General features: G+C 57.8%; 24 protein-coding genes. 10 read left to right on the top strand and 14 right to left on the bottom strand.

Going from position 1 to position 23,137, the window contains the following annotated elements; translation table 11 throughout:
- The first annotated feature begins 9 nt into the window (after window positions 1-9).
- Window positions 10-1,362, top strand: a complete 1,353-nt coding sequence (locus ACR3EJ_RS11760) for a DEAD/DEAH box helicase (RefSeq protein ID WP_170540172.1) — start codon at window positions 10-12, stop codon at window positions 1,360-1,362.
- Here the strand turns inward: ACR3EJ_RS11760 and ACR3EJ_RS11755 are convergent.
- Genes ACR3EJ_RS11755 through ACR3EJ_RS11745 form a run of 3 tightly spaced genes read right to left on the bottom strand, consistent with a single transcriptional unit; the run spans window position 1,359 to window position 3,381 of the window.
- Window positions 1,359-2,261, bottom strand: coding sequence for an EamA family transporter (locus tag ACR3EJ_RS11755; RefSeq protein WP_170540175.1), 903 nt, complete (start codon window positions 2,259-2,261; stop codon window positions 1,359-1,361). The genes ACR3EJ_RS11760 and ACR3EJ_RS11755 overlap by 4 nt on opposite strands.
- A gap of 21 nt (window positions 2,262-2,282) precedes the next feature.
- Entirely contained in the window at window positions 2,283-3,185 is a 903-nt protein-coding gene (locus ACR3EJ_RS11750) for a fatty acid desaturase (RefSeq protein ID WP_170540178.1), read from the bottom strand.
- Window positions 3,178-3,381, bottom strand: a complete 204-nt coding sequence (locus ACR3EJ_RS11745) for a DUF2061 domain-containing protein (RefSeq protein WP_010440411.1) — start codon at window positions 3,379-3,381, stop codon at window positions 3,178-3,180. The genes ACR3EJ_RS11750 and ACR3EJ_RS11745 overlap by 8 nt, the downstream gene beginning before the upstream one ends.
- A gap of 108 nt (window positions 3,382-3,489) precedes the next feature.
- Between ACR3EJ_RS11745 and ACR3EJ_RS11740 the strand changes: the two genes are divergently transcribed.
- The gene (locus tag ACR3EJ_RS11740) at window positions 3,490-4,356 is read left to right on the top strand and encodes a helix-turn-helix domain-containing protein (RefSeq protein WP_170540181.1); all 867 of its coding nucleotides are present in this window, start codon (window positions 3,490-3,492) and stop codon (window positions 4,354-4,356) included.
- A 76-nt stretch (window positions 4,357-4,432) separates the two neighbouring features.
- Window positions 4,433-4,615 (top strand): hypothetical protein, encoded by a 183-nt coding sequence (locus tag ACR3EJ_RS11735; RefSeq protein ID WP_010440418.1) that lies wholly within the window; start codon window positions 4,433-4,435, stop codon window positions 4,613-4,615.
- A gap of 1 nt (window position 4,616) precedes the next feature.
- Here the strand turns inward: ACR3EJ_RS11735 and ACR3EJ_RS11730 are convergent, their stop codons facing one another.
- From ACR3EJ_RS11730 to bcoG, 3 genes are read right to left on the bottom strand one after another with little or no spacing between them, the layout of a single operon-like run.
- A complete protein-coding gene (locus ACR3EJ_RS11730) occupies window positions 4,617-5,378 on the bottom strand; it encodes an SDR family oxidoreductase (protein ID WP_170540184.1) in 762 nt (253 codons plus the stop codon).
- Window positions 5,375-6,841, bottom strand: a complete 1,467-nt coding sequence (locus tag ACR3EJ_RS11725) for a carnitine 3-dehydrogenase (RefSeq protein ID WP_170540188.1) — start codon at window positions 6,839-6,841, stop codon at window positions 5,375-5,377. The genes ACR3EJ_RS11730 and ACR3EJ_RS11725 overlap by 4 nt, the downstream gene beginning before the upstream one ends.
- A gap of 29 nt (window positions 6,842-6,870) precedes the next feature.
- Window positions 6,871-7,794, bottom strand: coding sequence for a 3-dehydrocarnitine:acetyl-CoA trimethylamine transferase BcoG (gene bcoG / locus ACR3EJ_RS11720; RefSeq protein WP_170540191.1), 924 nt, complete (start codon window positions 7,792-7,794; stop codon window positions 6,871-6,873).
- A 132-nt stretch (window positions 7,795-7,926) separates the two neighbouring features.
- On the opposite strand from bcoG, the gene ACR3EJ_RS11715 reads away from it, so the two are divergent.
- A complete protein-coding gene (locus tag ACR3EJ_RS11715; RefSeq protein ID WP_170540194.1) occupies window positions 7,927-8,913 on the top strand; it encodes a GlxA family transcriptional regulator in 987 nt (328 codons plus the stop codon).
- Window positions 8,914-8,991: 78 nt separating this feature from the next.
- On the opposite strand, the gene ACR3EJ_RS11710 is transcribed toward ACR3EJ_RS11715, so the two are convergent.
- From ACR3EJ_RS11710 to ACR3EJ_RS11700, 3 genes are read right to left on the bottom strand one after another with little or no spacing between them, the layout of a single operon-like run.
- The gene (locus tag ACR3EJ_RS11710) at window positions 8,992-10,038 is read right to left on the bottom strand and encodes an aldo/keto reductase (RefSeq protein WP_170540197.1); all 1,047 of its coding nucleotides are present in this window, start codon (window positions 10,036-10,038) and stop codon (window positions 8,992-8,994) included.
- Window positions 10,039-10,069: 31 nt separating this feature from the next.
- Complete coding sequence (locus ACR3EJ_RS11705) at window positions 10,070-10,528, bottom strand: DNA polymerase III subunit chi (RefSeq protein WP_170540200.1); 459 nt, start codon at window positions 10,526-10,528, stop codon at window positions 10,070-10,072.
- A gap of 4 nt (window positions 10,529-10,532) precedes the next feature.
- Entirely contained in the window at window positions 10,533-12,011 is a 1,479-nt protein-coding gene (locus tag ACR3EJ_RS11700; protein WP_170540203.1) for a leucyl aminopeptidase, read from the bottom strand.
- Window positions 12,012-12,230: 219 nt separating this feature from the next.
- On the opposite strand from ACR3EJ_RS11700, the gene lptG reads away from it, so the two are divergent.
- From lptG to rsmA, 5 genes are all read left to right on the top strand, one after another.
- Window positions 12,231-13,331: an LPS export ABC transporter permease LptG gene (lptG, locus tag ACR3EJ_RS11695; RefSeq protein ID WP_170540431.1), complete on the top strand. Its 1,101-nt coding sequence runs from the start codon at window positions 12,231-12,233 to the stop codon at window positions 13,329-13,331.
- On the top strand, window positions 13,331-15,496 hold the full coding sequence (locus ACR3EJ_RS11690) for an LPS assembly protein LptD (RefSeq protein ID WP_170540206.1): 2,166 nt from the start codon (window positions 13,331-13,333) through the stop codon (window positions 15,494-15,496). Before lptG ends, ACR3EJ_RS11690 begins: the two co-directional genes overlap by 1 nt.
- Complete coding sequence (locus ACR3EJ_RS11685) at window positions 15,487-16,740, top strand: peptidylprolyl isomerase (protein WP_170470756.1); 1,254 nt, start codon at window positions 15,487-15,489, stop codon at window positions 16,738-16,740. Before ACR3EJ_RS11690 ends, ACR3EJ_RS11685 begins: the two co-directional genes overlap by 10 nt.
- Window positions 16,737-17,702, top strand: a complete 966-nt coding sequence (gene pdxA, locus ACR3EJ_RS11680) for a 4-hydroxythreonine-4-phosphate dehydrogenase PdxA (RefSeq protein ID WP_170540209.1) — start codon at window positions 16,737-16,739, stop codon at window positions 17,700-17,702. The genes ACR3EJ_RS11685 and pdxA overlap by 4 nt, the downstream gene beginning before the upstream one ends.
- Before the next feature lie 81 nt (window positions 17,703-17,783).
- Window positions 17,784-18,626: a 16S rRNA (adenine(1518)-N(6)/adenine(1519)-N(6))-dimethyltransferase RsmA gene (gene rsmA / locus ACR3EJ_RS11675; protein ID WP_170540212.1), complete on the top strand. Its 843-nt coding sequence runs from the start codon at window positions 17,784-17,786 to the stop codon at window positions 18,624-18,626.
- A gap of 56 nt (window positions 18,627-18,682) precedes the next feature.
- Here rsmA and ACR3EJ_RS11670 read toward each other — a convergent pair whose 3' ends face one another.
- From ACR3EJ_RS11670 to prfA, 3 genes are all read right to left on the bottom strand, one after another.
- Entirely contained in the window at window positions 18,683-19,261 is a 579-nt protein-coding gene (locus tag ACR3EJ_RS11670) for a DUF4167 domain-containing protein (RefSeq protein ID WP_170540215.1), read from the bottom strand.
- A 228-nt stretch (window positions 19,262-19,489) separates the two neighbouring features.
- On the bottom strand, window positions 19,490-20,347 hold the full coding sequence (gene prmC / locus ACR3EJ_RS11665) for a peptide chain release factor N(5)-glutamine methyltransferase (protein ID WP_170540218.1): 858 nt from the start codon (window positions 20,345-20,347) through the stop codon (window positions 19,490-19,492).
- The gene (gene prfA, locus ACR3EJ_RS11660; RefSeq protein ID WP_170540433.1) at window positions 20,344-21,399 is read right to left on the bottom strand and encodes a peptide chain release factor 1; all 1,056 of its coding nucleotides are present in this window, start codon (window positions 21,397-21,399) and stop codon (window positions 20,344-20,346) included. Before prfA ends, prmC begins: the two co-directional genes overlap by 4 nt.
- A gap of 62 nt (window positions 21,400-21,461) precedes the next feature.
- Here prfA and ACR3EJ_RS11655 point away from each other — a divergent pair, with 62 nt between their 5' ends.
- The gene (locus ACR3EJ_RS11655) at window positions 21,462-21,764 is read left to right on the top strand and encodes a hypothetical protein (protein WP_170540221.1); all 303 of its coding nucleotides are present in this window, start codon (window positions 21,462-21,464) and stop codon (window positions 21,762-21,764) included.
- Here the strand turns inward: ACR3EJ_RS11655 and ACR3EJ_RS11650 are convergent.
- Window positions 21,690-22,091, bottom strand: coding sequence for a DUF1499 domain-containing protein (locus ACR3EJ_RS11650; protein WP_170540224.1), 402 nt, complete (start codon window positions 22,089-22,091; stop codon window positions 21,690-21,692). The two genes, ACR3EJ_RS11655 and ACR3EJ_RS11650, sit on opposite strands and share 75 nt — an antisense overlap.
- 55 nt (window positions 22,092-22,146) lie before the next feature.
- Window positions 22,147-23,094, bottom strand: a complete 948-nt coding sequence (gene speB, locus ACR3EJ_RS11645) for an agmatinase (protein WP_170540227.1) — start codon at window positions 23,092-23,094, stop codon at window positions 22,147-22,149.
- Window positions 23,095-23,137: the final 43 nt, after the last annotated feature.

The raw sequence follows: 23,137 nt of genomic DNA, 5'->3' as shown, positions 1-23,137 counted from the left end.
CGGACATACATGACAAAATTTAACGAACTGAACCTGAACCCGAAGGTCCTCAAAGCCATTGAGGAAGCCGGATACGAAACTCCGACCCCGATCCAGGAAGGCGCAATTCCAGCCGCACTGGAAGGGCGCGATGTTCTTGGGATCGCCCAGACTGGCACCGGCAAAACCGCCAGCTTCACCCTGCCGATGATCACTCTGTTGGCCCGTGGGCGTGCCCGCGCACGTATGCCTCGCTCGCTAGTGCTGTGCCCGACGCGGGAACTGGCGGCACAAGTGGCCGAGAACTTCGATACCTACGCCAAGCACCTTAAGCTGACCAAAGCGCTGCTGATCGGTGGCGTTTCGTTCAAGGAACAAGATGCCCTGATCGATCGCGGTGTTGACGTGTTGATCGCCACTCCGGGCCGTCTGCTGGATCATTTCGAGCGTGGCAAACTGTTGCTGACCGGCGTGCAGATCATGGTTGTGGATGAGGCCGACCGGATGCTCGACATGGGCTTTATCCCGGATATCGAGCGCATCTTCTCGCTGACGCCATTTACCCGCCAGACCCTGTTCTTCTCAGCCACCATGGCGCCCGAGATCGAACGGATCACTGACACCTTCCTGTCGGCCCCCACCCGTGTCGAGGTTGCCCGACAGGCCACAGCTTCGGAAACTATCGAACAGGGTGTGGTGATGTTCAAAGGCGGCCGTCGTGATCGCGAAGCCAGCCAGAAACGCAAGACCTTGCGCGCGTTGATCGATGCCGAAGGTGAAAAGTGCACCAACGCAATCATCTTCTGCAACCGCAAGACCGATGTAGATATCTGCGCCAAGTCGCTGAAGAAATACGGCTATAACGCCGCTGCCATTCATGGCGATCTAGACCAGTCTCAGCGGATGAAAACGCTGGACGGGTTCCGCGATGGATCCTTGCGGTTACTTGTTGCGTCAGACGTCGCGGCGCGGGGTCTGGATATCCCCTCGGTCAGCCATGTGTTCAACTTCGACGTTCCCGGCCATGCCGAGGATTATGTCCACCGTATCGGTCGTACTGGTCGGGCTGGACGTGAAGGCAAAGCGATCACGATCTGTTCGGGCCGCGATGAAAAGGCGCTGGCCGCGATCGAGAGCCTGATCCAGAAGGACATTCCGCGCATCGACAATCCGGTCAAGGTAGACGAGCCCAAGCCCGAAGCGCCAAAGCCTGAGAAAAAGGCCAAGGCCGCAGACAGCAAGAAAAGCGAAAGCCGGAAAGATCGTGAGCCCAAAAGTCGTGGCCGTGGGCGCCGCGACGATGGCGGGCCAGCAGTTGTGGGCATGGGGGATCACCTTCCCAGCTTTATCGCCCTCAGCTTTGACGAGCGTCGCGCCGGTTAGATCGCGAGTACAAGCGCCAATATCGACAGGCCCAATAACGCCATCCCGGCGACCTCTCGCCGGGTAATGGTTTCGCGGAAAAACAGCAGAGATGCGAACAGGCTTAGGATCAGTTCGATCTGACCCAGCGCCTTCACATAGGCCGCGTTCTGTAGTGTGAATGCAAAGAACCAGCAGAACGAACCGCATAGGCTGGTCAGACCTACGAAGATCCCGGTCTGACGGGTTTCCCACACTGCGCGCAACTCGGCCCGGTCTCGCCACAACAGCCAAAGCCACATGCTGAGGAACTGGAACGTGACCACCGCAGCCAGCGTCACCAGTGCCCGGAACCACGCATCGATATCGCCCAGTTGCAGTGAGGCACCGCGATAGCTGACCGAGGAAAAGGCGAACAATACGCCTGAGCCCAGACCAAGGCGCGAGGCTTTGTTTGTTAGATGTTGCCACCAAGCCCCGGTGCCTCCGGGTGTTTTTGACAGCAGCAGAACGGCCAACAATCCAAGCAGAATTGCTCCAAGCGCCCCGGTTGACACCTGATCTCCAAGGATGAGGAACCCAACGATAGCGGTTTGAATAACCTCGGTTTTCTTGAACGTAATCCCAACCGCAAAGTTACGCTGCTTGAACAGCGCCACCACACAGATCGTGGCCAATATCTGCGAGGTCCCGCCGATGACTGCAAAGATCCAGAACTTCGCCGTCAACGCTGGTAATTCGTACCCTGTCGCGCCCAAGGCTATAATAAGCCCCAACAAGGCCAACGGCATCGAATAGGCAAATCGTGCAAATGTCGCCCCGGCAGCCGTAAGTTTCGCACTGCTCAGCGATTTCTGCAGCATGAACCGCACCGTCTGGAACGATGCGGCTGCGATAGTGACGGGAATCCATAAACTCATGGTTTCCCTTCTGTCGTTAAATCAAGGCTTTGGCCAGAGCGGATGCGCCACCGGATCCTTGGCGCGCCAGAAATATTCCCGAAATATCTGCGTATATGAACGGTATACATAGGCCTCGTTACAAGCCAGATAGCGCTCTTTTCCTGCACGGTAGAGTGTCGGCAAACGGTACCACGGCGCGGCTGGATTCATATGATGAACGACGTGCAAATTGTTGTTAAGAAACAGAAATGCAAGGATTCCACGGTCTTCAACAATCACAGTCCGGGCACGGGATTTCTCATGGGCGCGATGCTCCAGGAATGTGCGGATCTTGACCAGACCCAGCCCGATATATGCAGATAAGGCAAAGGCCCAAATCGGCATTTGCGAAAGTGCGGCGATCCAAAGCACCGCAACAACGCCGGGCAAATGTAACGCCCATGCCAACAGAATCTCCCGATCCCCGCGCAATGCACCTCGTATTTCATCCCTCAGGAACGCAATCTGCCCAATTGCAGGCCCCAGAACCATCCGCCCAAGCAGAGTATTGTTCACCTGATACATCCGCCTCTGCCAACCGGCCAGAGACGCCCAGACCTGCGGGTCAAGATAGTTGGTCTCAGGGTCATCGTAAGGATCGGTCAGGTTCGCATCACAGTGATGCGCCAGATGCAGGTCCCGAAACCGATTGTATGGAATGAACAAGGTCAGCGGCAGTGCCATCAGCGCCTCATTTAGCCATTTCTGGTGAAAGGGATGCCCGTGCAGCGCCTCATGGGTCAGCGAGGAATGCAAAGCGGCCACCAGCCCCATGACTGGGATTGCCAGCCAAAGAGACACATCAGCCAGCCAGAAGATCACACCAAGCCAAACGGAATAACACGCGAGGATCAGGGCAAATGTCGCCCACTCGGGCGATTTGGGTGTGGTGGGATCAGCCATTGCGGCCCCACGAAATCCCGGCCCATACGCGTTCGTAAATCACGTACATCGTCAGACCAATGGCCGTGTTGACCAGAGCAACCATTCCCCCAAGCGCTGCCGAGCCTGTAGCGATCAAACCAACCAGCGTCATCATCGCCAGTCCCATCGCATTCCACACCAGCGCTTTCACGACCGACCTGCGTCGCGTTTCCATTCCAGACCCCATTCTTGTTTTTGTAACACCAGCGTTACAGGCACATCCAAGGGTCGGGAATTCTGAATATGATTAACAATTCACAACATAGGTGATATAAATCACCATATGATTGAAAAAATCGACAAACGGGATCGTGCCTCGCAGTTCCGGCAACGCCTGGCCAGGGCGATGCAAGATCGCGACGTCAGTCAGAGTGTGCTGGCACGTAGCATCGGTGTTGACCGATCAACTGTCTCACAATTGCTGACCGGAGCAGGCGCACGCCTGCCTAATGCGCATGTGGTTGGCAGCTGCGCCTCGGCGCTCGGGGTATCCGCCGACTGGTTGTTGGGCCTCTCCAACCGACCTGAAAGCGCGGCGGAATTGCTGGCCAGCTCCCTTACGCTGACTGAGGCCGCGCGAGCCCTTGTAGATGAGCGAATCTTTGAATGGCACCAAGAGGCCGCCGGCTACAAAATACGTTATGTCCCCGCCACCCTGCCCGACATGCTCAAGACCCGTGCAGTTTTGGAATGGGAATACGCTCCGCATTTGGGCCGTACTGCGGATCAAGCCATTGGCGCTTCGGCGGACCGGCTGGCCTGGATGCGTAGCGCTCAGTCCGATTATGAAATTGCGATGCCGCTTTATGAGCTCCACAGCTTTGCTCACGCCACCGGATACTACGAGGGGCTGCCCCTGCAGGTCCGGCTGGATCAGATCGACCATCTGCTAAGCCTATGCAAACAGCTCTACCCCCGCCTTCGCATTTATCTGTTTGATGCCAAACGGCTTTACTCTGCCCCGGTTACAATATTCGGTCCGCTTCTATGTGTATTCTATGCTGGAAGCCACTATATGGCCTTCCGCGACCGCGACCGGATTGAGGTGTTCACGCTTCATTTCGATCGGCTTGTACGCGAGGCGGAGATGACCGCCCGTGATTTCCCAACGCATTTGCAGCAATTGCGTGCCGAAATTACACAGACATGACCTGAGTGATATCCTGTTGTATAGTCACTTGGCGCGAACCCATAGACATTCCGATCTGAGATGGAGGAAGACGGGAATGGACGCACTCAAAACCGCAGAATACGCACGTGCCCTCTACACGGCTCATGGAGATCGGGCCGAGGCCGAAGCTGCGCAGAAAATGCGCGAAAGCCAAGCCGCCGGAAACCAGCAGGAGGCGCAGGACTGGAAAGCCGTCCGCAGCGCCATCCGCCAGATCCGCGGCCCCAATCAGGGCTGATCTACAGTTTCGGGTCAGGATTGACTGTATGACCATCCACCGCGATCACCTGACCCGACACCAGCCGCGCCGCATCTGACGCCAAAAATACAGCCATGTTTGCAATGTCCCGCCCCTCGACGAAGCGGCCCATGGACGTGCCCGAGGCGTAACCGTTGTAAACCTGATCCCGGGTCATGCCCTTTGCAACGGCTTCGCGTTGCAGCACGCCCTCCATGCGTGGTCCTTCTACTGAACCGGGGCAGATAACATTGCATCGGATTCCGTGCGGCCCCAGTTCCATCGCCAGCGTTTTGCCCAGGCCCACCATGCCCCATTTCGCCGCCGCATAAGGCGCGCGGTTGGGATAGCCGTATTGGCCTGCAGTCGAAGACGTGATCAGGATCGCACCACTCCTCTGCTGCTTCATTATTGGAGCAGCGTATTTGGAACACAAAAACGCCCCTTCCAGATTTACTGAAAGACAAAAACGCCAATCAGTTAGAGGCACATCCTCAACCGCAGCGGTCGGCCCGGCGACCCCTGCATTCGCGCACAGCACGTCGAGCCCACCCCACGCTGCCTCAACTTCTTTGAATGTAGATGAAACAGCGGTTTCATCCGAAACGTCCAATAGACTTTGCTTCCAGTCTGATGGACATTCTGCCAGCGCATCTACGTCAATATCCGCCACCCAGACCTGCGCCCCGGCAGCATCAAACGCCTCCGCCATTGCGCGACCGACACCCGAGGCGCCGGCAGTAATCAGAACCCGGCTGCTCATGCAGGCTTACGGATCGCAGCGCCCGCACCTTCCGGATAAGGCAATCCGGCCTGCGCCTCAGCAATCCGCGCCATTGCAGCCTCGATTTCGGGTGATGGCGGACTGGGGCGGCGGGTTTCAAGGCTGACATGCAACAAAAAGCTTTCGCCAGTGGCCAACAACGTCTCACCTTCGTACATGCTGTGGAAGACATGCAGCTTCTTGCCCTGCCCCAACAGCATCTGCGTACGGCACTCGATCCGCGAACCGGCATGGGTCTCTTGCATATATCGGATGTGGTTCTCGGCGGTGAAATAGCTGCCGCCAGTCGAGATATACTCCATGTCGCAGCCGATTATCTCCATGAACCGATCCGTGGCGGCTGCAAAAGCTTCAAGGTATTTGGCCTCGTTCATATGGCCGTTGTAATCCGTCCAATCCAGCGGCACGGCGCGCGATAGCGTCAGAATGGGTTGGCTCAGATCCGCCTGATCCAGGTTCGGCAAGGCTCCCGGTTTCAGCGCAGCGTCATGTTGGTTCAACACCGCCCCGGCCCCGTAGTTCTGCGCCTTCAGCGCCCGCATCATGCCCACAAGGTTGTTGTCGCGAATGCGCTCCAACTCCCTAATTGAGTGCATGCCCGATTGTGCATCCGACTGATCTGCGATCATATCAACCAGTTCATCGGTGAACTCGGGCACGTCCATCAGCTTGGTCCAGGGCCATTTCAGCGCCGGACCAAACTGCGCCATGAAATGCCGCATCCCGGCTTCGCCCCCGGCCACGCGATAGGTTTCGAACAGCCCCATCTGCGCCCAGCGGATGCCAAACCCCATGCGGATGGCTTCGTCGATCTCCTCGGTTGTTGCGATACCGTCCTTGACCAGCCACAGCGCCTCGCGCCAGACGGCCTCAAGGAAACGGTCCGCGATATGCGCGTCGACCTCTTTTCTGACATGCAACGGAAAGAACCCGACCGAGGTCAGCAGTTCCTTCGCCTTAGCGACCATCTCAGGCGTATTTTTGTCAGTCGGCACAAGTTCGATCAACGGCAACAGATAAACCGGGTTGAATGGATGCGTGACCACGATCTGCTCGGGCCGCGGCGCACCTTCCTGCAGCTCAGACGGTTTGAACCCGCTTGTCGAGGACCCAATGATGGCACCAGGGTCACATGCCTCCTGCAGACTTTTGTAAACCTTCAGTTTCAGGTCGAGCCGCTCCGGTACGCTTTCCTGAATCCACATGGCGCCGTCCACGGCGTCACCAATCTCATCATGAAAACTCAGCACCCCCTCCGGCGGTAGGGGCAGATCGCTCAGGCCCGGCAGGGAGTGGCGTGCATTGACCAGCACCTCGCCAATCTTGCGTTCCGCCTCCGGATCCGGATCAAACACCCGAACATCCCAGCCATTCAGGAGAAACCGCGCAGCCCATCCGCCGCCGATCACACCGCCACCAATGATTGCAGCAATCTTTTTCATATCGCTTGACCTTACTCGTAGGACGGGCTTCAGCCCACCACTCCTGCCGGTGCCCGCTTGACCAGACCCAGTTTCTCACGCACTTCCTGCGGCCCGATCACGCGCGCACCCATGTTTTCGATGATGCTGCCCGCACGCTCGACCAACTGCCAGTTCTCGGCCAATACACCCTTCTCGAGCCACAGATTGTCCTCCAACCCGACACGCACATTGCCACCCGCCAGAACCGATGCCGCCACGTAGGCCATCTCATTCCGACCCAATGAAAACGCACTGAACGTCCAGTCATCGGGTACGTTGTTTACCATCGCCATGAAGGTGTTCAGATCATCCGGCGCGCCCCAGGGCACACCCATGCACAGTTGCACAAGCGCATTCGGTTCCAGAACACCCTCTTTCACCAGTTGTTTGGCAAACCACAGATGACCGGTATCAAAGGCCTCGATCTCGGGCTTCACTCCCAGATCGGTCATCATCTGCCCCATCGCGCGCAAGGCGCCGGGGGTATTGGTCATCACATAGTCGGCTTCGGCAAAGTTCATCGTGCCACAATCCAAGGTGCAGATTTCCGGCAAGCACTCGGCCACGTGTGCCACACGCTCGGTAGCACCAACCAGATCGGTTCCGGCCTCCGCCAATGGCAGCGGATTTTCGATCCCGCCGAACACCATGTCTCCGCCCATGCCAGCCGTCAGGTTCAGCACTGCATCAACCTCAGCATCACGTATACGGTCCGTCACCTCACGATACAGCGCCAGATCGCGCGACGGTGCACCCGTCTCAGGGTCGCGCACATGGCAGTGCACCACCGCCGCACCGGCCTTGGCTGCAGCAATCGCGCTGTCGGCGATTTGCTTGGGTGAGCGCGGGACATGAGGGCTGCGATCCTGTGTTCCGCCCGACCCAGTCACGGCACAGGTGATAAAGACTTCGCGGTTCATTTCCAAAGGCATGGCGTTTTCCCCAGCTTATACCCGGTTTTACCTTGGGTTTTCCCCAGGCTTCTCCCCGGATTCCGATTTGCGTCAACGCCAACTCTGGCGCAGCCTTGGACAAACCACTTGGCAGAATGCGAATCAGACTTGATGAAATCCGCAAAAAACATACTCCAACCTGAACATCGCGCCCTGAAAACGGCGGTGCTGGTGCTGGACGAATGCAACACGCTCAGCTTTGCTGCTGCGGTCGACCCGATGCGCGCAGCCAACCGATTGGCAGACCGGCCCGCTTTTGACTGGGACTACGTCACCGCCACTGCTGAGCCCGCCATGTTGACGAGCGCTCTGAATGTACAAGGCATCCCATTGGCACGCCTGCAGGGTTGCGACCTAATGATTGTCGTTGCGGGCTTCCAACTCGCGCGTCACGCAACGCCCAGCTTGCTTGCCGGTCTTCGCCGGATCGCCGCCTCTGGCGCTACAATGGCTGGGATAGATGGCGGCCCCTGGTTGCTGGCCGAGGCTGGACTGCTGGATGGTCACGCTGCGACGACGCATTGGGAGGACTTGGAGAATTTTTCTGGCCGCTTCCCGAATGTCGATGTGCGACCCGACCGGTTCACCGTGTCCGAAAACCGCCTGACCTCGGGCGGTGCTGTCCCGGCGATCGATATGATGCTGCACATCATCGCCGCCCGCCACGGTGCAGGATTTGCTGCCCGGGTCTCCGGACTGTTCCTCTACGAAGGCACATCCGAACCCTCAAAACCGCAAAGCCGTACTGGCGCACCGCATCGCCATACTGCCCTGACCGCCAAGGCAAACTCGCTGATGGAATCATCTCTGGACGAACCCCTTCCACTGGCTGACATCGCTGACGCTCTCGGCACCAGCGCCCGCACCCTACAGCAGCAATTCCGGCTACGCCTGAATACCACACCGCAAGACCACTACCTGCAACTCAGACTGGCCGAGGCACGCCGACTCGTCACCGATACCGACATTCCTTTGATGGATGTGGCACTCGCCACAGGCTTCGCGTCACAATCGAGCTTCGCCCGCGCCTTCCGCACCGCGCATGGCCTATCGGCCCGCGACCTCAGGCAAGACCGCACACAACCCACCCATCACTGAGGCAATCCAGCTTCATCTGGCCAAAAAAAATACCTCGGGGGAGTCGCCAAAGGCGACGGGGGCATAGCCCCCATCCCTTCAATATGGCATCGGAAACGCCCGGTGCGCCGCACTGATCTCGGCCATCACTTCGGGCGAAAGCTTCAGATCCTTGCCCACCAGAATATGCTCCAACTGCGCCACCGTCGTCGCGCCAAAAATAGTCGATCCCATAAACGGCCGGCTGCAACACCACGCTAGGGACATGTGCACCGGATCCATCCCGTGTCGCTGCGCGATATCCAGATAAGCAGCCACAGCATCATACACGCGATCCGTTTTGCGCCCGCCCATATTCGGGACTAACGCCATGCGTGATCCTTCTGGAATAGCACCACCTTGATATTTCCCCGTGAGAAAACCCGCCGCCAAGGGTGAGAATGACAGTAACCCGACATCTTCGAGCAGACACAATTCAGCCAGATCCGTATCGAACAACCGGCAGAGCAGCGAATACTCGTTCTGGATCGACGCGACCCGAGGTCCGCCGACCTCGTCCGATGCCCGCAACCATTGCGCGGTGCCCCAAGCACTTTCATTCGACAGACCAAAGGCGCGGATATTGCCCTTGTCCACCTGCGCTTGCAGAGCAATCAGACTCTCGCGCATCTCATCCACGATCTCATCCCGGTCGTGCCCCAAGGGCGCATAGTCCCAGTTTTGCCGGAACATGTAGCTGCCGCGATTTGGCCAATGGAACTGATAGAGGTCGATGACATCCGTCTGCAATCGACGCAATGATCCTTCAATCGCCTCAGGAATGGTTTCTTTCGAGATCGGAGCCCCATTGCGCGCATGCACGAACCCCTCACCGGAGTGTTTCGTCGCCAGCACATAGTCACCGCGCCGTGATGGATTGGCGGCATTCCAATTGCCCAGAATTTCTTCGGTCCGCCCAACCGTCTCTGCCGAGATCGGGTTCACCGGATACATCTCGGCGGCGTCTACGAAATTGATCCCACCCGCAAGCGCCACGTCCATCTGGCGATGCGCGTCCGCTTCTGAGGTCTGAGTACCAAAGGTCATCGTGCCCAGACATAAATCCGAAACCACAATCCCGGTGCGGCCCAAAGGCTTCATATCCATTTGAAATCTCCTAAAATAATTTTGTGACCGATCACGCCTCGGCCTTTTTCTCCCATCGACCGGATTCCTCGGACCAATATTGTGCCGAGCACCCCGCCCCAGTCAGGGCTTTCCACTGTCCGCGCGCATATTGCACCGCCTTCGGGTCGTTGCCATCAAACAGAATACAGACACGCTCCAACGCCGAAACCTCGTCCGCCTCAATCGGTGCCCCATCGACGGCCATCACGCAAGTCGCCCCATTGGCGGCCTCTGGTCCGGTCGTCAGCAAAATCGGCTGCGCTGCGTCATGCGCACCACCTTCACGGCCATGTGGCAGGAACCCCTCTTCGGGACCCAGCCACAGTTTTTCATCCAGCCAGTCCATCCGCGCTGGTTCAATCCCCCGCACGGCAATCCGCCACCCGGCCTGCCGCGCCTTGTCCAACAGCACAGGCAGGGTGTGCTCCAACGGCTGACGAGTCAGGTGGTAGAAATAGACCGCGCCCACGGATCTATTCGCCCGTGGTCTCGAAATTGTCCTGTACGAAGCGGCTTAGCGCACGGACGCCCCAGCCGGTGGCCCCTTTGGGCGCATAAGACGTCTCGGAGGACACAGAGGCCACACCAGCGATATCGAGGTGAATCCAAGGTGTCTCTTCCTTGACAAAGCGCTGTAGGAACTGCGCCGCTGTGATCGAACCGGCTGGACGTCCCCCTACGTTCTTCATATCCGCAATGCGTGATTTTAGCTGCTTGTCATAACCTTCGCCCAATGGCAGCCGCCATGCGCCTTCATCCTCGGCCTTGGCAGATTTCAGGAAGGCATCACAGAACGTGTCATTGTTCGAAAACACACCGGCATTCTCGTGCCCTAGTCCAATGATCACTGCCCCCGTCAAAGTGGCCAGATCGATCATGCCCACCGGCTGGAACCGATCCTGCGCGTACCACATGACGTCGCACAGAACCAAACGACCCTCGGCGTCGGTGTTGATGATCTCAACAGTGTCGCCTTTCATCGATTTGACGACATCACCGGGGCGTGAAGCATTGCCCGACGGCATGTTCTCGACCAACCCGACAAGCCCAACGACATTTGCCTTGGCCTTGCGCTTGGCCAGCGCACGCATGGTTCCGGCAACAACACCCGCGCCGCCCATGTCCATGGTCATGTCTTCCATGCCACCCGCGGGCTTCAGCGAGATACCCCCGGTATCGAACACAACACCCTTGCCGACCAAGGCCAGCGGCGCGTCATCCTTGTCACCACCATCCCACTGCATCACCACAACTTTCGAGGGACTGACTGAGCCCTGCCCGACGCTCAGCAGCGTGCGCATGCCCAGTTCGGCCAACTTGTCTTCTTCCAGAACCTCGACCTTCAGGCCCAGCGATTCCATCTCGACCAACCTGTCCGCGAATTCGGTTGTCGTCAGCACATTTGCGGGTTCATTTGTCAGATCCCGTGTCATGCGCACCCCATCCGCGACGGCATAGAGCGGCGCAAATGTGGCCTCGGCCTCCTCGGGCTTTGAATGACCGATGACAATCTCGCCCAACGGATCAGATTCCTTGGTTTTGTGGACATCAAAATCGTAGGCCCTCAAAACCATGCCCAAAGCCAACTCTTCGATTCGCGCATGGTTGGCGGCCATGACCAGCACGGATTTACCAGCAGACAGCTTTGCCAGATTAGCCCCGGCCTTTCGTGCTTCGTCGAAATTGGGTCGGCGCGGCAGGACCAAAATATCCAGCGCCTCCGCCTCCATTCCTGCCGGCCATGCCAGCGAAATCACATCACCCGATTTCACTTTGCTGAAACGCTCGCTTTCGACCAGCCGCGCAATACCACCTTTGGTCAAACGATTGGCCCGTCGCGCGGCAGGGCTCATCTTGCCATCGGCGGGAATGAGAATGGCCACGCGCCCTTCGGCCTGCGCCATCGCATCAAGGTCAAAAGGGGTGAAACGGACGGGCATGAGACTGCTCATATCATTCTCCTGAAAAATGCGTTGCATAAGACCTAGCCCGCGCAGCCACCATTGACCAGATAGCAGTTTTCCCCGTCGACCAATTGCATTATGGTCGCGCGAAAACAACGGCAGGCTCGGGGGAGATAACGTGAGATCAATCGGCAGCTACAGGCCGTCGCGCATGAATCCATGCCCGGCTGTGATTCTCGTTTGCCGAAGCCTGATGGGGACACGCGCGTGATCCTCGACCGCTATTTTGCCCGCCGCTTTATCCAAAGCTTTCTCATAATCGGCGGAATCTTTCTGACTTTGATGATCCTGATCGATCTGATCGAGCAGGTGCGCCGGTTCGATGGTACTGGCCTGTCCTTTGGTCAGCTATTGCAGTTGACGCTTCTAAACACGCCAGCGGCGATTAGCGAGATGCTACCGCTTTTGATGATCTTGGCCACTATTGCTTTGTTCGTTGGCCTTGCCCGCAGTTCCGAATTGGTCGTGACCCGAGCCATCGGCCGGTCTGGAATCCGCGCGTTACTGGCCCCGGTATTGCTGGCGCTGATAATCGGAACACTCGCGGTTGCTTTGCTGAACCCGATTGCCGCTGCCACCTCAGAAGAATTTCAGCGTCTGTCGGATGGCTACCGAAACCAAGGCAGTTCGGCCCTTTCGATCAGCCGCGAAGGGCTATGGCTGCGCCAGGGTTCAGCCAATGGCCAGTCGGTGATCCACGCAACGGGCACGGTCAACGGAGACAGGTTCGCCTTGAAAGACGTAACCATCACCACATTCGCACCCGACGGTAAACCGAACCAACAAATTTCAGCCCAACAGGCCGATCTTGAGGATGGGTTCTGGACCCTGCATCAGGCCAAGATCTGGCCTATTCAGGATGACCTCAACCCCGAAGCAAATTCCAGCATGCACGAGGTACTGAACCTCCCGACAACGCTGACACGAGATCGGATTCTGGACACTTTGGGACAGCAGGATTCAGTATCCGTCTACGACCTGCCGCAATTGATCCGAGATCTGGAAGAGGCCGGATTTTCCACCAAACAGTATGAAGTCTGGTTGCAGGTACAACTTGCGCGGCCGCTGTTTCTGGTCTCAATGGTCTTGATCGGTGCGGCCTTTACAATGCGCCATGTCCGGTTTGGTGGCACGGGTGTTGCTGTACTAACTGCCGTTTTGCTGGGGTTCGGCATTTATTTCATTCGAAACTTTGCGCAAATTCTTGGCGAGAACGGACAATTGCCGATCCTTGTTGCGGCCTGGGCTCCACCTTTTGCGGGTATCCTTTTGTCACTGGGTCTTTTGCTTCATGCGGAGGACGGCTGATGCGCCCTATCCTCTCCTTACTACTTTCGACCGCATTGATCCTGTCCATGCCTGCTGTTGCTATGGCACAGTCGGAAGTGCCAGGCGCCACCAACGACACCGGTACGGCTGAGCAAAATCAACCAGCCCTACTTGTGGCCGATGAGATTTTCATCACCCCGGACCGCAAACTGGTCGCCGAAGGAAATGTCGAAGCTTTTCAGGGCGACGTGAAACTCACAGCCCAAAGCGTCACCTATGATCGTGAAACAGGTGAGCTGACTCTGGTCGGCCCGATCCGGATCGATCAAGGTGGGGACAGCACATTGCTTGCCGATTCTGCACAATTGGATAGCGGCATCCAGAATGGCCTGTTGATGGGCGCGCGTATGGTATTTGAGCAGCAGGTTCAGATCGCTTCGGTCCAAGCTACCCGCGCGGCGGGGCGATACACACAGTTCAGCAAAGTGGCGGCAACCTCATGTCATGTCTGCGCCAACGGCACCCCTCCGATCTGGCAAATTCGCGCACGCAAAGTCACGCATGATCAGCTCGAAAGGCAGCTGTATTTCGAAGGCGCCCAGTTCCGCATTCTGGATGTACCTGTCTTCTATTTCCCCACCCTGCGCCTGCCCGATCCAACTCTCGAACGCGCGACAGGTTTCCTGGTGCCATCGATCCGCACGACCTCGCAGTTGGATACTGGCCTACAGGTCCCTTATTTCTTCAAGATCGGGGATCACAAAGACCTGACGCTGACGCCCTATCTGTCATCCAAAACCCGCACCCTCGGATTTCGGTACAGACAGGCGTTCAAATCCGGTCGCATCCGATTAAGAGGCGCCTATACGCGAGACGATCTTCGACCTGGCAAAGATCGCGGATACCTCTTTGCAGATGGTCGCTTCAGCCTGGGAAACAGCTATCGACTGACGTTTGACATCAAAACAACCTCGGACGACTCGTATCTGGCCGACTATGGCCTGCCCGATTTTGATCGCCTGCGCAGCGAGATCGCCCTTGAAAGGATAAAACGCGACACTGCATTCAGGACCGGCTTCATCCACTATAAGACTCTGCGGGATAGCGAAGATCAGGACGAGATCCCATCGCGTATCTTCGACCTTAACTATCGAAAACGTTTATTTCCCAAAGCCCTCGGAGGCGAAGTTCAACTGGCCTTTCTTGGCCACACTCACACTCGCACCAGCGATGAGGATATTGTTGGGCGCGATGTCGCCCGCGCGACTTTTGACGCAGAATGGCTGCGCAACTGGACTTTCGCAACCGGGCTACGTGCCGAGGCCCAGCTGGGCGCGGCAATTGACACGTTCAACATCAGAAATGACAGCAGTTATCCGAACAATGTGACGCGCTCGACGCCGCGCGCGGCCTTTACTTTGCGCTACCCAATGTTGCGACGCGAGCAATCTGGCGCGACGCAAATCCTGGAACCTATTGCACAAATCGGCTGGACACATGTTTCAGATAACGATGTGCCCAACGACGAAAGCACATTTCAAGAGCTCGATCAGGGCAATCTGCTGGCACTTTCGCGATTTCCTGCGCCTGACCGGCGTGAAGATGGCACAACCGCCGTGGTCGGCTTGAATTGGTCCCGCTACAACGCTGATGGTTGGCGTGCGCTCGCAACAATTGGGCAAGTTTTTCGGTCAGAAGCCGATCCGGATTTCACGCTGACATCAGGATTGCAGGGGACCAAATCGGACATTCTTTTGGCCGGTCAACTTAACAATGGCAAAGGTTTGACACTGGCGGCACGTGGACTGCTGAATAATGACTTCAGTTTTACGAAAGCCGAGTTGCGCGCAGCGTGGGTCAAAGGAGATACGGCACTATCTGGCGGCTATATCTGGCTGGAACCGGACCCGGCTGAAGCTAACAATGACGAAATATCAGAGCTGCGCATATCGGGTCGCTATCGCGTGGATCAGAACTGGCTGACCCGCGCCAGCGCGCGCTATGATTTCAGCGAATCTGAGCCGCTCCGCCTGGGGTTTGGTTTGACCTACCAGAATGAGTGCGTGCAGGTGAATGTGAACGTCAACAGACGCTTTACATCCACATCAAGTATTGAGCCTTCGACGGAATTCGGCTTTACCGTAGCCCTGACAGGGTACTCCGTCGAAGGCAATGGACAAAAGTTTAAGAGAAGATGCAGTTGATCTCAGGTTTCACAAAATCTCTTCGCGCGGGCTATCGTAATTCGGTCCTGCCGGTGTTGGCTGCCGCGTTTGTTGCCCTGGCGACACCCCCGGCCCAGAGTCAAAGCCTTTTCTCTCCTGCAATCCGGGTCAATCAAGACATTGTCACTTGGTATGAACTGCAACAGCGCCAACAGTTTCTGGATCTTCTGGGTATCCCCGGCAGTTCCGACACAGAAGTCCGCAATGCATTGATCGATGACAGGCTGCGTAAACAGGCTATGCGTGATGCCGGGATTCAGGCGACGCCGGAAGATGTTCAATCTGGAATTGATGAATTCGCCTCACGCGGCAACCTAAGCACGGACGAGTTTCTAAGACTACTGAACGAAGAGGGTGTTTCCACGGAAACCGTACGGGATTTCGTGGCCGATCAATTATCCTGGCGGGATTATGTCGCCACTCGCTTTTTGTCGCAGGCCCGGCCGAGCGAGGATGAAATCAATCGCGCACTGGGACAGGGCGGCGGCGGCGGCTTGCAGGTTTTATTGTCAGAAATCATCATTCCAATAACCCCACAAACACTGGCTCAAGCCGAGGCTCTGGCCGACGAAATTGCATTGCTCCCCGATCAGGAGAGCTTTTCGGCCGCCGCAACACAGTACTCAGCAGCGGCTACACGTGAAAATGGTGGGCGGCTCGAATGGCTTTCGATCACAAATCTGCCACCCGCTCTGCAGCCGGTCATCCTGGGCCTGAAAAACGGCGAGATTACCGATCCGCTTGCGCTGCCAAACGCTGTGGCGCTATTCCAGATGAGGGGTATCCGTGAAACAGCGGGCAGCGCGCCGCGATATTCCGAAATCGACTACGCCATCTATTACCTCCCAGGTGGCCGCAATACAGATACGCTCGCAAAAGCCACCAAACTCAAGGAAGAGATCGACACCTGCGATGATCTCTATGGATTGGCCAAGGGTCAGTCGCCGGATATTCTTGATCGTAACACCGCTAAACCGTCTGAGATACCACGCGATGTTGCATTGGAACTGGCCAAACTTGATCCAAATGAGGTTTCAACTGCACTGACGCGAAACAACGGTCAGACGCTGATGTTCCTGATGCTGTGCAACAGAACCCGCGATCTGGGTGAAGAAACGACCCGAGTGGACGTAGCCAACGCGCTGACACAACAACGCTTGCAGGCTCTTGCTGACAGCCTGCTGGAACAGCTCCGAGCCGAAGCCGTCATCATCGAGCAATGACACCACCTATCGCACTCAGCTGCGGCGAACCTGCAGGAATAGGCCCCGAGATCGCGGCCAAAGCCTGGCAATCATTGCGCGATGAATGCCCGTTCTTCTATATCGGCGATGCCTCGCACCTCCCGGCAGGCACTCCGATCACTCGGATATCCGACCCAGCAGAAGCCCGTGCAGCAAGCGCCACTGCCCTGCCCGTTCTGCATGTCGAGTTTTCGTCTATAAATACACCCGGACATCCCGAAGCCCAAAATGCGCCCGCTGTCGTTGATGCTATTGAACGGGGTGTCGAGTTGGTCCAATCCGGTGCAGCATCGGCGCTTTGTACAGCACCGATCCACAAGAAGGCACTGATCGATGGGGCTGGATTTGCGTTTCCGGGACATACCGAATTCCTAGCCTCACTGGCGGGACAGTCGCGCGTCGTGATGATGCTCGCGAGCGATCAATTGCGGGTGGTACCAGCCACCATCCATATTCCGCTATCGCAAGTCACAAGCGCGCTCACTCCGGCAGTTTTGCGTGAAACGATCGAGATCACCGCACGGGGTTTGCGCGACCAGTTTGGCATCCCCAATCCCAGAATCGCCGTGGCTGGATTGAACCCCCACGCGGGCGAAGAGGGAAAGATGGGGACTGAGGAGCTCGACTGGATCGCGCCGCTGATCGCCGATTTATCACCCATTGGCTATTCAGTGACCGGCCCGCACCCCGCAGATACCATGTTCCACGCCGCGGCACGTGCGCGCTACGACGCGGCGATTGCAATGTATCACGACCAGGCGCTGATCCCGATCAAAACGCTGGATTTTGACCGAGGTGTAAACGTGACGCTGGGCCTGCCCTTCGTCAGAACCTCGCCAGATCACGGCACGGCCTTGGACATTGCAGGCCAAGGCATCGCAAACCCAACCAGCCTGATCGAGGCGCTCAGACTGGCCCAGAAGATGGCGCAATCTCGCTAATGCTTCATCTGGCCAAAAATATCCCCGCCGGAGGCAAAAAATATCTGGCGCACCAAATCCAATCCGAACAACGATAAAGCCATGAGCGCCATCGACTCCCTCCCCCCGCTGCGCGAGGTTATCGCCACCCATCAGCTCTCGGCCCGCAAATCGCTGGGTCAGAACTTTCTGCTCGACCTCAACCTGACGGCAAAGATCGCGCGGCAGGCCGGAGACCTGGACGAATGCGATGTCCTTGAGATCGGGCCGGGACCTGGTGGTTTGACCCGTGGCCTGCTGTCTGAGGGGGCCCGCAAAGTCGTCGCCGTTGAAAAAGACACTCGCTGCATCGCAGCCTTGAACGATATTGCCGCCGCTTATCCCGGCAGGCTCGAGGTCATCAACGGTGATGCGCTGGAAATCGATCCATTGGCCCATCTGACGCCACCGATTCGCGTGGCCGCGAACCTGCCCTACAATGTCGGAACCGAGCTTCTGGTCCGCTGGCTCACCCCGCCCGAATGGCCGCCCTTCTGGCAAAGCCTGACCCTCATGTTCCAGCGTGAAGTGGCCGAGCGGATCGTGGCCCAACCCGGCAGCAAGGCCTATGGCCGCCTTGCCATCCTCGCCCAATGGCGGGCCGAAGCGCGCATCGCGATGTCCCTGCCGCCCGGAGCGTTCACACCTCCACCGAAGGTCTCCAGTGCGGTGGTTCACCTGACAGCGTTGCCCGAGCCCCGGTATCCAGCGGACGCCCGCACCCTGTCCCGCGTGGTCGCGGCGGCCTTCAATCAACGTCGCAAGATGCTGCGTGCCTCGCTCAAAGGTACGGCCCCGGATATCGAAGACCGCCTGCTTGCCGCTGGTATCAAACCCACTGAACGCGCCGAGCAGATTCCGCTGGAAGCTTTCTGTGCCTTGGCTCGCGAAATTCAGAAACCCTGATCGCAATAAAAAGCCCCGGGTAAAAACCTCGGGGCTTTTGTCGGCGTGAGCCGATCTTATTCGGCCGCTTCTGGTGCGTCGCCTGTATCGGGGGGCGTATCCTCAGCTGCAGGCGGTGCTTTGGGCTTGCGCGCCCGCGGTTTACGCGCCGGCTTTTCCTTCTTCTCCTGAGCCGGAGCTTCGGCACCTTTGCTTTCGGGTGTCTCGACCAACCCGCTTTCAGGTGTCGGTTCGGCCGAGGCGAAATCCATCACATCAGGTTGCGGAGCTTCGGCAGGGTCCGCCTGACGAGCCGCTTCGCGCTCCTGACGTTCGGCACGCTCACGGTCACGTTCAGCTTGCCGTTCGCGGTTCTGGCGCTCTTGCTCTTCGCGGCGCGCTTCGATCTCGCGCTGCGCCTCGCTCAGCATGCGCAGGTAATGCTCGGCGTGTTGCTGAAAGTTCTCGGCCGCCACACGGTCATTCGACAGCTGTGCGTCGCGCGCCAGTTGGTTGTATTTGTCAATGATCTGCTGCGGTGTGCCACGCACTTTGCCCTCAGGGCCTGAGCTGTCGAAAACCCGGTTTACGACGTTGCCGCCAGAAGGACGATTGCGGTTGTTCTTGGCCCGCGAGCGGGATTTGGAAGATCTCATCTTACTTTACGTCAGCCTTATCAATTCACTGTCGATCAACCCGTATCTAACGCTGCTCAGTGGCTTTGTGCCGTTACGCGCTATCGACTTTTTGGGCTTGGCGTCAGGGGTGCGCTGAAACAGCGTCAACCTCGCCGACTAATCCTGAGTAAACATGTCCTGAGCGCTCAGACAAGAGGATTCTCACAATTGTCGCAGCTTTTTTACATCAATCGGCATTTTTCAGCTTCAGATTCCCCTGGATGGTGGCATTCTTGCCCCTACAACCCGGTCACGCCCGTCCAGGTCAGGGATCACCTGCGTGCGCGTCAGTCCAGCGGCATCAAATAACGCTGAGACATAAGCGCCTTGTGTTGGACCGATTTCTACCAAAATACGCCCGCCAGGCATCAGATAATCTGGGGCCGAGGCCGCTATACGACGGTACGCATCCAATCCGTCGCCCTCATCCGTCAAAGCCATGCGCGGCTCATGCTCACGTACTTCCGGCGAAAGTTCATTCATTTCTTCCGCCGAAATATAAGGCGGATTCGAAACAATCAGGTCAAATTGCCCCCGAATGTTTTCAAACCAATCCGACCGCCGAATCTCCAAACGCGCCTGAACTTGATGCTGAACAGCATTGGCGCTGGCCTGCAGGCAGGCCGCTTCGCTCAAATCCACCCCGACGCCCGAGGCGCTCGCCCGTTCAGCTAGCAAAGTAATCAAGATACAGCCCGAGCCCAAACCCAGGTCCAGAACATGATCGAACGGTTCACTTAGAGCTGCTTCGATCAAAGCTTCGGTTTCGGGACGAGGGTCAAGTACATCACGGCTGACCCGGAACCGACGACCATAGAATTCGCGCTCGCCCAGAAGGTGCGACACCGGCACCCGGATGGCACGAAGAGAAATCAACTGGTCATAGCGCTCTGCGATATCAACGGGCAGTTCCTCGGGTGCGATCAGCGTCACACGGCTGGCCTCGATCCGTGCCGCATGGGCCAGCAGCACCCGCGCATCCCGCGCCGGATCGGGCACCCCTGCCGCGCGCAAACGCGCGGTGGCCGCTACCATGGCCTGCGCAGCTGTCAGTGCCGCAATCATTGCGCCATCTCGGCCAGCAGCCGGGCCTGATCATCTGCGGTTAGCGCATCAATCACCTCATCCAGATCGCCCTGCATCACCTGATCCAGCTTATAGAGCGTCAGGTTGATGCGGTGATCCGTCATACGACCCTGTGGGAAATTATAAGTCCTGATCCGTTCCGACCGGTCACCCGAGCCCACTTGGCTGGCGCGATCCGCTGACCGCTCACTGTCGATCCGCTGCCGCTCCAGATCGTAAAGGCGCGTTTTCAGCACCTGCATCGCAATCTCACGGTTGCGATGTTGCGATTTCTCGGAGCTGGTCACCACGATACCGCTGGGCAGGTGCGTGATCCGCACCGCCGAATCCGTAGTATTAACGTGCTGCCCACCCGCGCCGGAACTGCGCATCGTGTCGATGCGGATGTCATTCGCGTCGATCTGGATGTCTACATCCTCAGCCTCAGGCAAAACCGCGACGGTCGCTGCCGAAGTGTGAATACGCCCGCCGCTTTCGGTTTCGGGCACACGCTGTACCCGATGCACGCCAGATTCATATTTCATCCGCGCAAAGACGTTGTCGCCCTTGATATGAGCCACTACTTCTTTGATCCCGCCGAGATCCGAGGCCTGTTCCTCGATGATTTCAAACTGCCAGCCACGCGCCTCGGAGTATCGCTGGTACATCCGCAGCAGGTCTCCGGCGAACAGAGCCGCCTCATCGCCACCTGTACCGGGCCGTATCTCCAGCATCGCCGGGCGCGCATCCGCCGCGTCTTTGGGCAATAATGCCAGCTGCAAGGCATGTTCGGCCTCGGGGATTCGCGCCTGCAGTTCGGGAATTTCCTCCTCGGCCAGCTCTTTCATGTCTGGGTCGGCCAGCATCGCTTCGGCCTCGGCCAAATCGGAGACCAACAAACGCCATGCCATGATCTGATCAACCACCGGTTTGAGGTCCGAGTATTCTTTAGCCAAGGCCGCAATATCTCCGCCCGATGCGCCATCAGCCATGGCCGCTTCGAGGTATTGGAATCGCTGGGTGATCTGTTCTAGGCGTTCTTCGGGGATCATCCGCGCGGTGTCTATCATCCGGGGGCTTTGGTCAAGGCCTTGCCTTGTGCTAGGCTTAGCGCATGAAACGACTGATCCTGGCCCTGACACTTGTTGCAACCCCTGGTATGGCCGACGTTGTTGGCCCCGGGGGCAAGGTGCAGGACTGCTATTGCACCGACAAATCAGGCATCCGCGTCGAATTGGGAGAGATGATCTGTCTGCAGGTCGACGGCCGCATGTTCATGGCCCAATGCCAGATGTCACTGAACGTGCCCATGTGGCGAGAGGTGCAGGAGGGGTGTTTGTCGTCAGGGCTGCCGCAAAGCAAGCCAGTGGGTGACCCGCTGTCGATTGACGCCGAAATCTTTCCGACCAAATCTTGAGCGCGCATAGATGCGCAGCTTGTCCCCGTCATGCTGCACGGTGGTGTAGTCGGGAAACCCGAATACCCTGGAACGGGTGACATAGGTTAACATTCCCTCTTCGATCGAACCTGCCAGCAAGGTCGTGCGCGGCGTCGCGCGGGCAATATGATCGAGTTGCTCCAGCGCTTCCGGGGCTGCCTCAACGACCCGCACTACGCCGTTCCTAAAATCTCGATCCAAGCCTTCGGGGGCAACATGCCAGCGCGTTGGGTCAGACGGCGCAAGACGAACATATGCGCCCATCGCAATGCCCACCGAAATCAACAGCCAAAGCACCATTTTCATCTGCCCTTCGATCCCTTTGCGCAAAGCCTACCCGGTCCGAGGGCGACCAACACCCCTATCGTGGCGTCACGCCCGGCAGAATGCACAGCATCTCGAACAACAGATTTGCTGCCGTCAGCGCCGTATTGCCCGACGGATCATATGGCGGAGAAACCTCTACCAGATCGCAGCCCACCAAGTTCATTCCTGCCAGTGCATGAATCAGCTGTAGCGCCTGCGGAGAGGTCAGACCCGCGATCTCGGGCGTGCCCGTGCCGGGCGCATAAGCCGGGTCAAGGCTGTCGATATCGTAGGTGATATAGACCGGATGATCTTCGACCGTCTTGCGGATCAAAGAGCCGATTTCGGTCAGATTCTGTTGCCATAGCTCCCACGCGGGATACTGACGGAACCCCCAGCCCTGCGCCTCGGTAAAGTCGCTGGCGGCGTAGCCTGATCCGCGAATACCGATCTGGAACGTCTTGTCAGGGACGATCAACCCTTCCTCATAGGCGCGGCGGAAGACGGTGCCGTGGGTTTCCTTCTCTCCGAACATCTCGTCATTGACATCGGCATGCGCGTCCACATGCACCAAGGCCACCGGCCCGTGCTTGGCCGCCATGGCCCGCAGGATCGGCAAGGTTATCGAATGATCACCTCCCATTGCCACCGGGATGACACCCTGCGCCAGAATACCGTCATAGCTGTCCTTGATGATCTTCAGACTGTCCGCCAGAGAGAAGGTGTTGATCGCCAGATCCCCGATATCTGCGATCTGCAAATGCTCAAACGGGGCCGCCCCGTTGGCCATGTTATAGGGCCGTATCATCGCACTTTCGCTGCGGATCTGTTTGGGTCCAAATCGTGTGCCCGACCGCCAAGAGGTGCCGATATCCATCGGAACGCCCAGGACCGCCACATCCAGCCCGTCCAGCGAAGATGCCTGCGGCAGACGCATGAACGTATTCGGCCCCGAAAAGCGTGCCAGATCATTGCCACCAATGGGTTGGTTGTATTGGGTCATGTGATGTCTCCGATCCGGTGCCTCACCAAGCAGATACCGGGAT

Source organism: Ruegeria sp. AB11 (assembly GCF_056536325.1).
The sequence above is the reverse complement of the archived record's forward strand: the minus strand, read 5'-3'. Positions and strand labels throughout refer to the sequence as shown.